Genomic DNA, 16816 nt, shown 5'->3' on the forward strand with positions numbered 1-16816 from the left:
TTGTAACACATGGTATCCCTATGAAACATATTCAGGTAATTGGTAGCATTTTCGGTCTGGATTATAACCCTCGTGAATGGAACACTGCGTTCAGACACAGACGACACCAAACTCTCAACAATAGTTCCAAAAAAATTATTGGCGGCAGTGGCAGGTGTCCGAATAACACCAATGAGGGTAATAATAATGATGAAGCGCAACATTCTTGCAGTAGTAATCCCAGCATTGTTAGCAGCTGGTGCAGCTAATGCAGCAGAAATCTACAACAAAGACGGCAACAAACTTGACCTGTACGGTAAAGTTGACGCGCGTCACCAGTTCTCTGATAACAAAGGCGAAGACGGCGACAAATCTTACGTTCGCTTCGGCTTCAAAGGTGAAACCCAAATTACTGACCAACTGACCGGTTACGGCCAGTGGGAATACAACGTTCAGGCTAACCACGCTGAATCCCAAGGCGACAAAGGCAACAAAACCCGTCTGGGCTTTGCTGGTCTGAAATTTGCTGAATTCGGTTCATTCGACTACGGCCGTAACTACGGCGTAATCTATGATGTCAACGCATGGACTGACATGCTGCCAGTGTTCGGTGGTGATTCAATCTCCAACTCTGACAACTACATGACTGGCCGTTCTACTGGCTTGGCAACTTACCGTAACACCAACTTCTTCGGTTTGGTTGATGGCTTGAACTTTGCTCTGCAATATCAAGGTAAAAACCAAAATGACCGTGCTGGTTCTATTGACCCAGTTACAGGTGTTTACACTGGCGCTAACCTGAAAGATCAGAATGGCGACGGTTTCGGTATCTCTTCTACTTATGATATCGGTTACGGCGTGAACTTTGGTGCTGGTTTCTCTTCTGCAAACCGTACTAACGAACAAAAAGCTTTCAGCACTGCTGAAGGTGATAAAGCTCAAGCATGGAACGTTGGTGCTAAATACGACGCAAACAACGTATACTTGGCTGTAATGTATGCTGAAACTCAAAACATGACTCCATATGGCGACGATAGCAATACAATCGCTAACAAGACTCGTGATATTGAAATCACTGCACAGTACCAGTTCGACTTCGGTCTGCGTCCATCTTTAGGCTACGTTCAGTCTAAAGGCAAAGATCTTAACGCAAATCGCGATAACCAAGATCTGTTGAAATATGTTTCTGTTGGTTCTTACTACTACTTCAACAAAAACATGTCTACCTATGTTGATTACAAAATCAACCTGTTGGACGAGAATGATTTCACTCGTACTAACGGTCTGAACACTGATGACGTTGTTGGTGTTGGCTTGGTATACCAGTTCTAAGTTAAGCTTAATCAAGCAGTTTATCTGCTGACGTAAGTTAAAAAAAGACAGGGCCTCGGCTCTGTCTTTTTGTTTTATGCTTGGCGAACATTTTTACCCTTGATTAATCTAGGGAGATTGCGCTGTAGAAAGCGTTATTTTGCCGATTTTTCACCCTGAATCCCCTCGCCTCACAACATTCATTTCTTTTTATCGCAAACGGTTGGCAAAGGCCGCAACTGGCGCTACCCTGAGAGTTCTGTTTGCTTAACGCTAAGCCATGGAAGCCTCTGACATGTTTGAAAAAATCACTGCTGCACCTGCCGACCCTATTCTGGGCCTAACCGATATTTTCCGCGCGGATGACCGCTCTCATAAAATTAACCTGGGGATCGGTGTCTACAAAGACGAAACCGGGAAAACGCCGGTGCTGACCAGCGTAAAGAAAGCTGAGCAGTATTTGCTAGAAAATGAAGTCACCAAAAATTATTTGGGTATTGATGGCCTGCCAGTTTTTGCCAGCTGTACTCAGGAACTGTTGTTCGGGGCCGATAGCGCGATTATTACTGATAAACGTGCGCGTACCGCGCAAACCCCTGGTGGCACAGGTGGTTTGCGTATTGCCGCTGATTTCATCGCCCATCAAACCAGCGCCAAACGTGTCTGGGTCAGTAATCCAAGCTGGCCAAATCATAAAAATATCTTCGCCGCAGCTGGGCTAGAAGTTGTTGAATATGCATATTATGATGCAGCAAATCATGCGCTGGACTTCGATGGGTTGTTAAATAGCCTGTCAGAAGCCCAAGCTGGCGACGTCGTATTGTTCCATGGTTGCTGCCATAACCCGACCGGGATTGACCCAACAGAAGCCCAGTGGAGCCAATTAGCCGAGCTTTCAGTTGCTAAAGGTTGGTTGCCACTGTTTGACTTCGCTTATCAAGGTTTTGCTAAAGGTTTGGAAGAAGATGCCCAAGGCCTGCGAATTTTTGCCGCGACACATCAAGAATTGATTGTTTGCAGCTCTTATTCCAAAAACTTCGGTTTGTACAATGAGCGTGTCGGGGCTTGTACTATTGTTGCCGCAAACAGTGAAGTCGCTGATATCGCTTTCAGCCAAGTGAAAGCCGTTATCCGCGCGAACTATTCCAACCCACCAGCTCACGGTGCCTCTGTGGTTGCCACCATTTTGAGTAACCCAGCGCTGCGTGCTATTTGGGAACAAGAACTGACTGATATGCGCCAACGCATTCACCGTATGCGTCAGTTGTTTGTTAATACTTTGCAGGAAAAAGGCGCTAAGCAAGATTTCAGCTTTATCATAAACCAGAATGGTATGTTCTCGTTCAGTGGCCTGACCAAAGAACAAGTTCTGCGTCTGCGTAATGAGTTCGCTGTTTATGCCGTAAATTCTGGTCGCGTTAACGTTGCCGGTATGACGCCAGACAATATGGCGCCATTGTGTGAAGCTATCGTTGCGGTGCTCTAATTAAGCCTCCGTGACCGACCTTAAAAAGGGTGCCTTAGAGGCACCCTTTTTTATTCTCCTGCCTATAATCTTAACGGAACAAATATTTGGCAAATTCGTTCATTGGCATGGGTCGTCCGTACATATATCCTTGCAGATAATCCACATTATGGGCCTGTAAATAACGCATTTGAGTTTCGTTTTCAACTCCCTCGGCAATGGTTTGTAATCCCAGTCGAGTTGCAAGATCGATGACATTCCCCACTATGTGGCTCGACAGAGCATCTGAACCAATCATCCCGACAAAACTTTGGTCAATCTTGAGAAAGTCGACTTTAAATTTCTGCAAATAAGTTAGGCTCGAATGCCCGGTACCAAAGTCATCAATGGCAATATAAACACCTAAAGCATGAAGTTCGGCAAATAATTTATCTGTAATCTCATCTGCAACAATCAATTTTCGTTCAGTTAACTCCAACATGATATTAATTTTATTGCCGCCAAAAGCCTGAATGAAATTACGGCAGTCATCTACCAGACTGAGATCACGGCAATGATTGGCGCTAATATTAAAACCAAAGTGGAACCCTTCGGGTAATTTATTGACGTAAGGCGCAAATTTTGTGCTGACCTGCTGCATAATAGCACGGGTCATCGGCACGATAAGTTCGCTGTCCTCCGCCATAGGAATGAAATGATTTGGTTGAATTAATCCCTGCTCTGGATGCTGCCAACGCATTAAAACTTCACACCCCACCCAGCATTGCCTCTTACCGCTGACAATCGGCTGCATATAAGGAATAAATTCATTATTTTCTAATGCTTGTTTTAATACCTGAGTGGGTGATGATGCCCTTCCTGACAACCAGAAAACAAGTGCCGCCGAGCCAATACTCATTAATATGAAGAAAATTAAACTGCCTTGAGCGTATTGCCAAGCATAAGCCCAATATTGTTGATGAGAAAGTGCAGTGCTTAATGAATAAGCATATTTTTCTGAGGCCAAGTATAAAGGTTCGCCTTTATTCGTCGGATGACCTGAATGCACCATTCCGATCGCATCCATCCATTTATCGCCAACTCTCAGTTGCAATGCGATATCGCCGCTCAATAAATTAAGAATACTGCGTAAATAATAACCATCAACAGCGACCAGAATGCTGTAATCCCCTCGAGCTTGCCGATAAACCATCAAAGCACGATCAGGAGTTACATCATTACCCGACATTAATTCTAATTGCCCATCAACAAATGCATCTAAATAGAATTGCTCGGAAATTGGGCCATATATTGAAGAACAATAAATAGTCGTGTTTTTTGCCAAAGAAACTGAACGCACATCCGGTATAAAGACAACTTGATCGCGTAAGTTCTGCACAACTTGTAAACAAGGTTTTCCCAGCCCTGTTTCCACCTGGGTAGCAGCATGCTGCAAGTTATTAAATATTTGGTCGAAACGTTCTCTACCCTGTAATAACTTGGCTTGAGCATCTTGATGCATATTAGCTTTTGTTTGCGCATAAATCACAACAGCGCCCAACAGCAGAAATAGCAATAATACCATAGAAGAAAAACCGAGCCGGGACAGGAATTTATTCACTCTGAAACGACGAAATGGCATAGTAGATTCCATTGAAAGGCGCTCATAATATGACGAACTTAAAACGGCAGTAAAGGTCGTGGCGGGTCAATATCAGTTCTATACCTGTACCCTCAAGACGCAGGAGTGTTGGCTACCTTTGCTCACCCCAATCACTTACTTGTGTAAGCTCCAAGAGGTTCACTCAGTTGCCGCCTACCTGCACCTCGAAGTCGCTAGGGTATATTTCTCTGTTATGTTACGCCTTATGAATATTATAGGGTCATGCTAATTTTATGAACCCCATAATTATGTTCGTCGTATTTATAAATAGCTGATTAAGAGTTCACAAAATACTTTAACAAAAAATTAAATCTAATATAAGAAAGGCACCTCACGGTGCCCTCCTTGATCTGACGCTATCTGATACTCAGTGTTATATCGCACTAAGTTGCCATTCTTACCAAACAGCAGGTTCTTCACGTATAAACGGATTGGTCTGCCGCTCATGCCCTAACGTAGACATCGGGCCATGGCCCGGAATAAATGTGATATCGTCACCCAAAGGCAATAATTTGGTTCGGATAGAATGAATCAATTGCTGATGGTCACCCCGTGGAAAGTCACTGCGTCCCACACCACCATTAAAAATAACATCCCCGACTAATGCCAAACGATCTTTTTGATCGATGAAAACAATATGGCCTGGGGTATGCCCTGGGCAATGCAATACTGATAATTCTATTGCGCCCACCGTCATTGTATCCCCTTCTTCCAGCCAACGAGTTGGGGTGAAAGCTTCACACTCGCTCAGCCCAAACATTCTGCTTTGAGCGGGTAATCCTTCTAACCAAAACGTATCTTCTTTTTCTGGACCATAGATAGGCACCTGAAAATGTGCAGCTAATTCAGCGGCAGCACCCACATGATCCAGATGACCGTGAGTCAACAAAATCTGGCTGACCTTAACACCCTGACGGGCGACTTCAGCAATTATCTTGGCAGCTTCACCACCGGGATCCACGAGAGCAGCTAGCCCTGTGTCTTCACACCAGATCAGTGTGCAATTTTGACTAAAGGCCGTCACTGGAATAATTTGATATTTCATAGAGCTCCAACCCCAATGCAGTTTTTAATATACCCATCATTCTCCACATTACAGCAATTCTGGCAGTTATCAGGTGCCGCATTGCTGTATCGTGAATATCGAGTATAGATTCAACGCATTGGCATAAAAATGCGTATTACCAGGTTCGTGTTGGCCCAGTATCAATATGCACAAAGTTGCTGCGAGGGTAATATCCTACACCACCTGCACGCATTTTTAATGCCGCTTTGCGGATATTGCTCAATTGAATACCTTGAATATGGAAATCCATCGCCTGCCCTTTAGTGTGGTAGCTATGTTTGGCCACACCGCGGCTCCGCTCACGCAGTTCATTATTGGTATCCAGTGAACGGTAGCCAGAAATCAGCTGCACCGGTTTAGTGGTGCCAAGAAGGCCTTGTAGGCGGTATAGCTGGTCAAATAGGCGGGGATCGATGCTTTTTACTTTGTTAGCTCGGTAGTCGCGGAATAAATGATTTAAACGGGAAAGTTCATCTTTATTATAGTTTCGACCGTCAAAGAACTCGGCTTTTATGGACTCACCTGTATTCAGGTTATTCAGGGTCAAAATGCGTGGGCGAGGAGTTGAAAGGGTAGCAAATGCTTGCCCTGGGAGTAGCGACATCCCGAGCGCTACCCCGCCTAACGCTAGCCATTTACGGCGATGATTATCAATTTTATCCATGATCTCTGTTAATACCCGGCAAGAATGTCAAAAGTAAGTACTGTCCCCTCATGGCTTGGAGCCACGGCTGTGTTGGCTGGCTGCAACTCCAATAACTTTGGGTATATATGTACCGTCCCGAACCATAACCGTCTACGGAAAACCAGTCAACCCGCATTCGGTACGCATTCACTGTGCGTTTAGTCCAGGTTTATAGGGCGCTCGTTTAGAAGCGCCCATAAGACAACCTGATATTGAGACCATTAGTTATTGAGTTTTACTGCATTTATTGCAGCAAAAGTTCAGCTTGATGAGCGATTTGTGAACCGGATCTCACCGTCATATCATAATTGTAAATATCTGTTCTAAACTGTGGTTTACCATCTTCAGCCACCCATGCCGTCAGATAATACAGTTGCACCGGAATACGCTGGCGAATGTTGACATAAGTGGTATCCCCTTTTTTCAAGGTCGAGGAAACACGAGCATCATTCCAACCCGCATCCTGCAACAACATATTGGCTAAATCAGACGCTTTATTCACGCGAACACAGCCCGAGCTTAAGGCCCGAATATCTTTCTGGAACAAGCCATGGTTCGGAGTGTCATGCAAATAGATAGCATCAGAGCTTGGCATATTGAACTTGAACCGCCCTAATGAATTGCTGGCACCAGGTGCCTGCCGCAGGCGATATGGGAAGTTATTCGGTGAAATCATGCTCCAGTCAATCATTGACGGGTCGACAACTTCGGCATCATTACTCCAGCCAGACAATAGGGTATAGCCATGACGCTGGAAATAACTGGAATCGTAACGCGCTTTCGGCACGATATCCTGGCGCACCAGAGAGGTCGGCACATTCCACGGCGGGTTAACCACCACATTATTCAACGCGTTGCTCATCAACGGCGTTTTACGGCTTGGGCGGCCAACAATCACTCGAGACGAAAGCACCTCGGCACCATTCTTATAATAATTCAGCGAATAGTTTGGAATGTTAACCATGATGCCGTTATCCACCCGCCCCGGCAAAATGCGTAAGCGCTGAATATTTAAGGCTAATAATGTCGCCCGTGTTTGTGGAGAAACATTCAACCATTCGCGAGTACGGGCACCGATAACGCCATCATCACTCAAACCATGCCACTGTTGGAACCGTTTGACGGCTTCCATTAGCTCTGGCGTATAGACATTGTCAGTTACCGTGACAGTCGCGGCCAGTGGTGCCGCAGATGGCGCAACTACCCCTTCGCTAGCGGGAGTGTCTGCAACCGGGGCTGCTGATGGGCTCACCACCAAACTGTGGGCCTGAGCACGGTTTTTCTCTTCATCAACCGAGAGGTCATCATTAACAACCGCGACCGCAGGATTATCAGCCGGGATAACCTCCGGGGTGTGCACTGGTGTAGACGCCACCGGGTGCAACATGCCGGTTCTGTCGAGAATCTCCCGCAGCGCTGGAATATCGTCGCTTAACTGCCCTGGACGTAAACTCGGGCCATTGGCCATTTGTGGCCACGGACGCCGGTCTGCCAGCATCTGTTTCAGCGCCAGACGCATTTTCTCATATTGAGGATGTTGAGGTGCCAGAGATGCCAGATAAAGCGCGGTGTTCCCCTCGTGTACAGCTTGTTGCCAGCGATTTAAAATCGTCGCCGGTGGCATCGCCATCTTGTACGGCACATTGTTGTAGAGCCAGACGCTACCATTTGCACCAACGCCTGAGATAAAGTGCAAATAGCCCAACATGGCATCGGACAGAATAACGTCGCGAGCCAAGCCGGTAATAGTAGGATCACTGAGCCATTTAACCCATTGCATGAATTGCGGCTGAATACCGGAGAGAGCCACTTCCGCTAATTGTTGCTGGAAATGCTGAACAGCAGTCTGGTCTTGCCACATTGGCTGCATATTATTGGCAGCATAGAGCACGGCTAATTCAGAAGAATAGAACGGCGTGATAGTTTTCGGTAACACTGCCAATAATTGAGAGCGGCTTTGTGCAACCGACATGCTTTGTGGCGGTGATTTTTGCGCTGAAGATGAATCAACAGGCATCATCGGCACTGTGGCCGATGCTGTAAATACGGGCATTACGCTACAAATCACAGCGCAATATAACGCTAATACAGGTCGCGGATTTCTTTTCTCTACCGACATTCTATGCCCCCGGTATGCTTATCTAAGTACGTCATAGTTTGTCGTTACCTTTCTTCCCTGAAGTCGCAGTAGGTTAGCGGCTCTCGTTACCCGATTCGGTCGTTGACAACATCGGCCGTTGACAACACCACCACTATCTTTGGGTATTATTATTATATAAACAGAAATGCTACTCAGTAGATAATAATCTAAATTAGCCATTAACCTTACGCTAACAGATTTTCTTCGGTTATAAAATATAACCCTCAAATGTCGCAACAAATAAAAATGGCCGCTAGGCGGCCATTGGATGGAATTAATTATTATTACGTCTTTATTGTGCGAAAATTAACCGAAATATCATTGTTCAGCAGATATCTGTGGCAAAGTCGGTATTTCATTGGCAAAACCGCGTAAGCCCACTACGTGTACATGCTCATGATTTTGGAAGACTTTTCGCACCAGTTTATAAGTCGTCCCTTTTTCTGGACTGATATTTTCTGGGGCGGCAATAATTAATTGCATTTCCAGCCGCTCGCACAGTTCAAATAATGTTGCGATAGATTTCGCATCCAGACGCGCAGCTTCATCCAGGAACAATAAGCGGCAAGGTGAAATATCTTTACCGCGTAAACGGCGAGATTCTTCTTCCCAGCTCTGTACCACCATCACCAGAATAGACATCCCGGTACCGATAGCCTCGCCGGTTGACAATGCGCCACTCTCGGCCCGTAACCAGCCATCTGCACCACGGTTAACTTCAACTTCCAGCTCTAAATAGTTACGGTAATCAAGTAACTCTTCACCAATGGTTTGCGGCAAACGCTGCCCCATATCCATTTGTGGGTTTAGGCGCTGATACAGTTTTGCCAGCGCTTCAGAGAAGGTCAGGCGGTTACTGTTGAACAAATCCTGATGCTGTTCTTGCTGTTCGGATAACACATCAAGCAAGGTCGCATGGGCTTCGCGCACATTCACATTTAGCCGCACACTTTTGACCTGACCAAATGACACCGCTTGCAGGCCCTGATTCAGCATCCGAATACGGTTCTGTTCGCGTTGAATGGTTTTACGGATGATATTCGACACGCTTTTCGAACTGATCGCCAGCTTCTGTTCACGGGCGGTCAGTTCTTCGGTCAGCCGGCCGAGTTCAATCTCCATTTGTTCAATGGCTTCGACCGGGTCATCAGTGCGGATGATATCCTGGCGAATACGCTCGCGTAGATGCTGATATACCGCAATATAGAACTGAATTTTGCGCTCAGGGCGTTTGGGATCTTCCGACATGCGCAGCACATCGCGCAAATGCTCATTATCAGCCACCGCCAGACGCAATGCCCCCAGCGCCTTATCCGACATAGAACGCAGCTCATCGCCATCCATATAGGCCAATTCACGGCGATGTAAGCGGCGCTCGACACCATTGTCTTTCACCATCCGCATCACGGCACACCAACCCGCTTTAGCATTAACCACCTGCTCGCGAATTTGGTGATAATCGCGCTCCAGCTTGCGTAATTTCTTCTGCAAGCTGTCCATCTCGGCTTCACAGAAAGTCAGCTGTTTTTCCAACTGATTGCGCCGTGAGCGGTTGGTGCTCAATGCAGCATGCAATTCATCGCGGCGTGTGCGGGCGCGGGCTTCGGCATTAGCATCCGCCTGAACGCCAATATCCACCAGCTCCTGACTCAGCTCTTTGAGCATGTCACGTTTGGCATCATAAGAACTTTTCAATGACGCCAGCACTTGATTGTATTGAGTAAACTGCGCCTGATATTGACGCAACTGCTCGCGAGCGCGCGTACGCTCTGCTTCGGCTTGTTCTAAGCGCTGGCGCAGTTTATCGTTCAGAGAGGAGTTTTCAGTCAGCATCCCCGCAGAGTCGGTATAGCTAAAGTGGGCACGCCGCTGCACAACTTCCGTCAAGGCGAAAGCTTGCTGCTTAGCCTGGCGCTGGCTGTTTTGCGCCTGAGTATAGTTTTTCTGCAACTGTTCGTGTTGCTGCGGGTCACTTTGTAGCACTGCCAGCAGCGGTTCAAGCTTGGTCAAAGAAGCGCCGTGTTTCTGAATATGGCGGACGGCCTCTTGTGCTTCAGCTAGCTCTTCAGTGATTTCTTCGACGCGATCTGTCAGGCTGTCATCAAGCAGCAATGACACCAATGGAATCAAACGGTTAAGAGCTGAAATACCTTCTTTAGCTTGTTCGAATTGCTGGCGCTGCTGTTGATTTTGGTCTTCGTGCGCATTCAGTGCGCGCTCGATTTCACCACGGCGAGTATTTAACAACCGAATTTCAGCTTCTGGATCAGAATCGAATGCCACACCCAGATGAGAACCAATAAACCGGCTGAATGCCTGATGCAAACGCTGGGTTTTCTGCACATCAAACGACAGCGTCGCATAGCGCTCCGCCAGACTATCACGCTCTTGGTACAGCGCTTCTAGCCGGTTTTCACGGGCAGCACGACCAAACAGCGGCACTTCCGGATAGCGAGAATAGCGCCATTGGCGATCGGCAATTTTCACCACCACCGCTTTATCCAGTTCTTCGACGGCAAAGACACTGTCATCAAATGACTGCGGGTCACCCTCAATGAGATATAAATCTTCCGGGCAATCTTCCAATCCGGTCAATTGGTCACGAACTAATGATAAATCCGGCACCACGATACCGTGGCGAGACGGGCCATACAGCGCGGAGAAATAGGGCGCATCGTCGAGCGTGACATCATCATAAATCTCGGATAACAGCACGCCGCCAAAGCGCTCGGCCAATGCAATCATCCGCGAATCTTCAGCGCCACTTGGCTGACTCAGGCGCTCAATTTGTGCATCAATCGCCCGTTTAGTTGCCGCCACTTCATCGCGTTCGACGGTGGTTTCGCGCTCACGCTCTAGCAACTGTTGCATATATTCAGTCACTTGGCGGCTGTCTTCCAGCGCTTCACCGCTCTGATCACTCAATTGGCTCAGAGCATCTTGTGCCGCCAACCATACTGGAGCTCGCGCCGTCAATTCCTGAATTTTCTGCTTCAGTTGCTCGAGTTCCTGGCGCATTTCCATCCGCCGCTCACCAGCATCACTGACACTGAGAGAAAGTTCTTCAATCTGTGATTCCAGCTCACGCTGCAACTCTTCCAATTCTTCCGGCTGATAAGCTTGCCCCTGACGTTTGCAAAACTCTTGCAATAAACGCTCGGCATCTTGCTGGGCACGTAAACGCTGCTCAAGCTCGGACAGGCGCATGCGCAAGGGCTGAACCCGCTCGGCCAAATGTTGCTGCGACGGCCAGTCACGTAATAATTCGCGCGCGGTTTGCCAAGCTTCACTGCGGCTGACCTCACCGGCAATGCTCACCACCAACTGATAAGCTTGCTCAAATTGGCTGTGGGCGGCATCTGCAACACTCAGTTTTTGCTCGAGTTGCAATAAAGATTCGGTCGCTTCCTGCTCTTTGGCCTGGAAAGTTTCCAGCCAATCTTCAGCATTATCGGCCGTTAATTCAGGTAATTGGCACAGCGCACGGGCGCGCTCCAATGCTTGTAATGCTTGCTGATATTGAATGGCGCGGGTTTGCTGTACATCCAGCGCTTGCTGATAATCAGCCAACTGACTTTTCAGCTCATCCACTTCCAGCTCTGCGGCTTCGGCACGGGCTTCGTTATCAGCCTGTTGCTCGCTGGCCTCAGCAACAACTTCATTTTGCTCTTCCAGCCGGTAAGTCAGCTCTTCCAAATCACTTTGGTAGCGCTCGATTTTTTCCTGCTGGCGCATCGCGGTTTGCACCAGACTGAGATGGTCACTGGCAGCTTGATAATCAGTCTCGAGATCAGATTCAGCAGCACTTTGCTCGGCCAATTCACGGGACATTTCGACATGGCGATACTGCTCGGTCACCAGTTGTTTGCGGCTACCCAGTAAATCGCGGCGCAAGACCAAAGCGCCATCGAGATGAATACGCCGCTCATTAGCATGGCGCATATAGTCAGCAGCAACATAGGAAGTCGCTTCGGAGATGAGATGCTTAAACAGGTCACGGTCGGACTGAGTGACACGGATAGCCTCCAGCGTCATGCGGTTTTCGCGCAACGCCGCCTCCATATCCTGGAAAGCTTTGCGGACGCCGCTGTTTTCTGGCAATAAATAATCGCGTAATGAGCGGGTAATGGCGCTGGAAATACCGCCGTACAGTGATGCTTCAATCAAACGATAGAATTTACTGCGATCAGCTGAAGAGCGCAGCCGTTTGGGGATCACACCCAAATCAAACATCAGCGAATGGTAATCGGTGATGGAGTTAAATTGCTTAAACTGCACCCCTTCCATGGCTTCAACGCGTTCTTTCAGCTCTGGTAAGGACAACACCCGCGCCTGCCGCTCGCCCACCACTTCGGTGAGGATCTGTGTGGGTTGGATTGCAGTCGGAAGCCCTTGAATAGTGAAAGGTTTGATATCAACTTTGCGATCGCGCCCGGCCACTTGTTGCAGACGCACCCCGACAACCACCCGTTGGTGGCGGGAGTTGACCACATCTAACGTGGAGTAACACACCCCAGCGCGCAATTTACCGTGCAAGCCTTTATCGCGCGAGCCACTGGTGGCCCCGGCTTCGGTGGTGTTACGGAAGTGCAGCAAGGTTAAATCTGGAATCAATGCTGTGACGAAAGCGGCCATGGCGGTAGATTTACCGGCCCCGTTACCACCGGATAAGGTAGTAACCAGTTCATCAAGATCGAATGTTCGGGCAAAAAAACCATTCCAGTTAACCAAGGTCAGTGAGCGAAATTTACCGCGTTCAATCATTCCTGTTCATCCTCTGCACTGTCCGTTGCATTGCCCATGGTGATGTCGCTTTCATCGCTTTCATCATGGAGTGACAGACTATTTTCGACCGCCATGGCTTCGCCATCCCGGATCATACGCAATTGAGCTTCTCGTGGATCATCACCGCTGCGCACATCGGCACCAAAGCGGAACACCGCCTCCGTGATACGAAACTTGCTACTGTCATTGCCCATAAAGTAAATCATACCCAAACGGCGCAGCCGGTTGAGTGAGGTTCGCACTTTTTCCTGCAATTTCTGTTTATCCAAATCCGAACCGGTTGAGCGCTGATTAACAAACTTCAGCAATTTGCTCTCATCGGCCAGACTCAGCAGCTCTTCGTATAACTCGTGCTGGGCGAAAATCCCTTCATGAGCCAGACGTTCCGGGCTGAGATACAGATAACAAAGAATTTTGCCGACCATCATATCCAGCTCAGATAACACCGAACGCGGGATTAACGTGGTTGAACGAGGGCGCAGATAGAAGAAACCTTCCGGCGCACGAATTAATTCCACATTATAGCGGGTATAAAACTCTTCCAGTTGCTCCTGAAAATCCATCAGGAAAGCATGGTTATCCAGCTCATCAAGCCCGATATGACGGCCAGCACGTAGCTGACTATCCAGTGCCGGAAACAAGGAGTTGGCCAATGCTTGAGCCAGTTTAACCGGCATTACTACTTCAATATTTGTTGATGACATGTGCCTGCACCTTGGCTCCGTAATCATTGATTGCCAGCCATTCAGCGGGTAACCCTGAGAAATCGGCTTCGGCCACACCAAGGCGAACTGCCTGGTCGACCAGGATACGAGCCACGTCAAAATGACGAGCACGCGGATATTGCACGAGGTAATCGCGCATGACTTCCCCCAAATTGAGCGGCAGTTTTTTCTGCTGATACACCAGCAATGCTTGTTCAATCAGGGCGGCTAATTGCTCACGGATAGCATTAAACTCTTCAAATTCCAGGTCCGGTGGCAGTTCTCCGGTGACTTCTTCACTACGCAGTGACAGCTCTTCATCGCGCATATCCAGCAAGCGATCGGCATTGGCGTAGGTCAAGGCCCAAGGGCTATCAAAATAATTTTGCACTGACTGGCGCAAGCGCTGGGCGAATACCCGATTTTTATCCATATCAATCGCAGTACGGATAAACTTGTGCACGTGGCGGTCATAACCAATCCACAGGTCAATAGAGTGCTGGCCCCAACTGATAATGCGGTCAAGTTTACTTTGTAAATCAAAGACCAGTTTATCAACCAAATCCAAGCCCGCATTGCCGATGGTGGCTTCTTGAATGCGCAATAAATTCGCCTGAAGCTTATCACCGGCCGCTTCCAGCGTATCTTGCAGTTCTCTGAGTGTACCGGAGGTTTCTGACAGCAACATTTCGCAGCTGGCAATGGCAGCACGCCAATCTTGATTCAACAGCGCCGCGATATCTTCTTTAACACTATGCTGCTGCTCGTCCATCAGGCGCTGGGTCATGTCGATACTGTCAAAGATTTCAGCGACTGAATATTTAAGCGGGGCAAAGACATTACGATGCCAGTGGAATTCATCACCGCCCTCTTCTGCCGCTTCTGCCGCCCGTTGCAGCTCTTGCGCCACAATCGACAACTGCATCGACAACCGCAGAGTGGAGAACTCGCGCTGACGGATATAATAATCTGTGATGCCAATGCCCAATGGAGTCAGGCGGTAAATAGCATTACCATCAGCCAACTCACTGGTAAAGCGGTTGAGCAAGCGCTGGCGCACCATATCATTAATGGCATTATTGGCGCGCACTGCCACGGTTTCGGTGGTCTGTTCAAACCCTTTGCTGACGTGACGAAATGCATCAACTAACTCGCCTTCGCTCATTTCGCCGTCCAGCCGCTCACCATTTAAGGTGGCAATAGCCATAAGAAAGGCCAGACGCTCTGTTGGCAGAGTAATCGAAAAATCATTTTTTCGCGCCCAGGCGACCAGTTCGGGTACTGTCTGGGAAAATTCACTCATAATGGGTCCTTCAGATTCGGCTTAAACGCCATGACATGCACGTAGCGCCCCAAACTGATAAAGGGCTCCTGCCGGCAATAGCGCTGTTCCAACGCCAATAATTCAGCAAACTCATCGACTTGTTGCTGTTTATTTTTCATGTAATCGTGAAACACCCGTACTCCTGTCTTACCGCTAATGGATAAACCCATTTGCTCAAGCCAACCGTATACCGTCGGCGGGTCTAACGGGTATTGCGGTGATAACGAGCGCTGCCGACGCCTTTTGAGGCCCGGTATCGCCAACTGAAAGTTACCTAATACCGCATTACGCATCACTAACCCATTGGCATTGAAAAACATCAATGACAATGCGCCACCTGGGTTTAACGCATTAAAAAGTATTTGCAGAACTTGCTGTGGCTCTGCAATCCATTCTAAAACCGCATGGAACAATATCAGATCAACGGGCTGTTCTAAATGTTGGGTGATGTCCTGTGCCGCACTTTGTACAAATTGCATGTTGTGGCTCACACCTTTTTCCTGAGCAGCCACTTTCGCACGTTGGATCATCTCAGCGGACAGGTCACATAATAGAACCTGGTGACCCAATTCCGCCAGTTGGCAAGCCATATGCCCTTCACCACCACCTGCATCTAAAATCCGTAACGGGCGTTGCGGCAACTGCGCTAACAGCCCGGTGATATCTTGCCACACCACCGCCTGACGGATCATTCCCTTCGTCGTGCCGTAGATATTGCGCGAGAATTTCTCGGCAATATCATCGAAATTGCGATCCTGCATGGACAATTGCTCCGCTATAACTATTGATTTGCCGACCTTGATAGAGACTCGCAAATCAATGGCAACAGCAAAAAGAATGACTACCAACCTGCTATTTTGGCACAGCCTGACTTAGAATAAATCTTCTTGGCCCGTAATCAGCGCCAAATGCCGTTTTTTCAGCCAAAAGGTCTCTGTTTTTATGCTTTTTACCCTAAAAAAGTTTGTTGGCGGCTTATTAATGCCACTGCCCTTTCTACTTATCGTCATGGGGCTGGCATTAATCTTATTATGCTTGACCCGCTGGCAAAAAAGCGGCAAAACGCTTTTTGCATTAAGTTGGCTGGTATTATTGCTTATTAGCCTACAACCCGTCGCCGATCGCCTGTTATTGCCGTTGGAAAAACAATATGCAACTTATCAGGGAAACGACCCGGTAGATTACATTGTTGTCCTCGGTGGCGGCTACACGTTTAATCCGAATTGGGCGCCAAGTGCTAATTTATTCTCGAATAGTTTACCGCGAGTGACTGAAGGGATCCGGCTGTATCGCGTGCATCCTAACGCAAAAATGGTATTTACCGGTGGCGCTAGCCCGAACAGCCAAAGCAGTGCAAAAACCGCAGCACAGGTAGCGGAAAGTTTAGGGGTTCCAGCGGAGGATATTATTGTACTAGAACAGCCGAAAGATACGGCGGAAGAAGCGGCAGCGGTAGCTACCTTGGTGGGTAATAAACCTTTTTTGCTAGTAACCTCAGCCAGTCATTTGCCTCGGGCGATAAAATTCTTTATCGCCAAGGGGTTAAATCCTATTCCAGCGCCCGCCAATCAGTTAGCTATTACCAGCCCCTTACACAGTTGGGAGCGTACTATTCCGGCAGCAACCTATTTGGGTCATTCCGAGCGCGCCTGGTATGAAACCTTGGGGCTAATCTGGCAGTCATTAACGGGCAATAAAAATGATGAATAATTTTG

At 48.0% G+C, this 16816-nt stretch carries 11 protein-coding genes; 3 read left to right on the forward strand and 8 right to left on the reverse strand.

Annotated features, from left to right (window positions below; translation table 11 throughout):
* The first annotated feature begins 189 nt into the window (after positions 1–189).
* Together ompF and OP863_RS12480 are read left to right on the forward strand one after the other, a co-directional pair.
* Complete coding sequence (gene ompF, locus OP863_RS12475) at positions 190–1311, forward strand: porin OmpF (RefSeq protein ID WP_186368302.1); 1122 nt, start codon at positions 190–192, stop codon at positions 1309–1311.
* A 274-nt stretch (positions 1312–1585) separates the two neighbouring features.
* The gene (locus tag OP863_RS12480; protein ID WP_145589861.1) at positions 1586–2776 is read left to right on the forward strand and encodes an amino acid aminotransferase; all 1191 of its coding nucleotides are present in this window, start codon (positions 1586–1588) and stop codon (positions 2774–2776) included.
* A 70-nt stretch (positions 2777–2846) separates the two neighbouring features.
* Here the strand turns inward: OP863_RS12480 and OP863_RS12485 are convergent, their stop codons facing one another.
* The 8 genes from OP863_RS12485 to cmoM all read right to left on the reverse strand — a co-directional run bounded on the left by OP863_RS12485 (position 2847) and on the right by cmoM (position 15862).
* Positions 2847–4376 carry a cyclic diguanylate phosphodiesterase gene (locus tag OP863_RS12485; RefSeq protein WP_145591479.1) on the reverse strand — a complete coding sequence of 510 codons (1530 nt, stop codon included), beginning with the start codon at positions 4374–4376 and terminating at the stop codon, positions 2847–2849.
* A gap of 418 nt (positions 4377–4794) precedes the next feature.
* Entirely contained in the window at positions 4795–5442 is a 648-nt protein-coding gene (locus OP863_RS12490; protein ID WP_145589030.1) for an MBL fold metallo-hydrolase, read from the reverse strand.
* Between the two features lie 136 nt (positions 5443–5578).
* Positions 5579–6127, reverse strand: coding sequence for a YcbK family protein (locus tag OP863_RS12495; protein WP_145589029.1), 549 nt, complete (start codon positions 6125–6127; stop codon positions 5579–5581).
* Positions 6128–6392: 265 nt separating this feature from the next.
* On the reverse strand, positions 6393–8267 hold the full coding sequence (gene ldtD / locus OP863_RS12500) for a L,D-transpeptidase (protein WP_265525358.1): 1875 nt from the start codon (positions 8265–8267) through the stop codon (positions 6393–6395).
* Positions 8268–8606: 339 nt separating this feature from the next.
* Entirely contained in the window at positions 8607–13052 is a 4446-nt protein-coding gene (gene mukB / locus OP863_RS12505; protein ID WP_265525359.1) for a chromosome partition protein MukB, read from the reverse strand.
* Positions 13049–13777: a chromosome partition protein MukE gene (mukE, locus tag OP863_RS12510; RefSeq protein ID WP_038632128.1), complete on the reverse strand. Its 729-nt coding sequence runs from the start codon at positions 13775–13777 to the stop codon at positions 13049–13051. The genes mukB and mukE overlap by 4 nt, the downstream gene beginning before the upstream one ends.
* A complete protein-coding gene (mukF, locus tag OP863_RS12515) occupies positions 13758–15080 on the reverse strand; it encodes a chromosome partition protein MukF (protein WP_265525360.1) in 1323 nt (440 codons plus the stop codon). The genes mukE and mukF overlap by 20 nt, the downstream gene beginning before the upstream one ends.
* On the reverse strand, positions 15077–15862 hold the full coding sequence (gene cmoM / locus OP863_RS12520; protein WP_038632124.1) for a tRNA uridine 5-oxyacetic acid(34) methyltransferase CmoM: 786 nt from the start codon (positions 15860–15862) through the stop codon (positions 15077–15079). Before cmoM ends, mukF begins: the two co-directional genes overlap by 4 nt.
* A gap of 181 nt (positions 15863–16043) precedes the next feature.
* Here cmoM and elyC point away from each other — a divergent pair, with 181 nt between their 5' ends.
* Positions 16044–16811 carry an envelope biogenesis factor ElyC gene (gene elyC / locus OP863_RS12525; protein ID WP_265525361.1) on the forward strand — a complete coding sequence of 256 codons (768 nt, stop codon included), beginning with the start codon at positions 16044–16046 and terminating at the stop codon, positions 16809–16811.
* Positions 16812–16816 lie beyond the last annotated feature (5 nt).

This window comes from Yersinia sp. SCPM-O-B-9106 (C-191), from assembly GCF_026183365.1.
GTDB lineage: Bacteria > Pseudomonadota > Gammaproteobacteria > Enterobacterales > Enterobacteriaceae > Yersinia > Yersinia rochesterensis.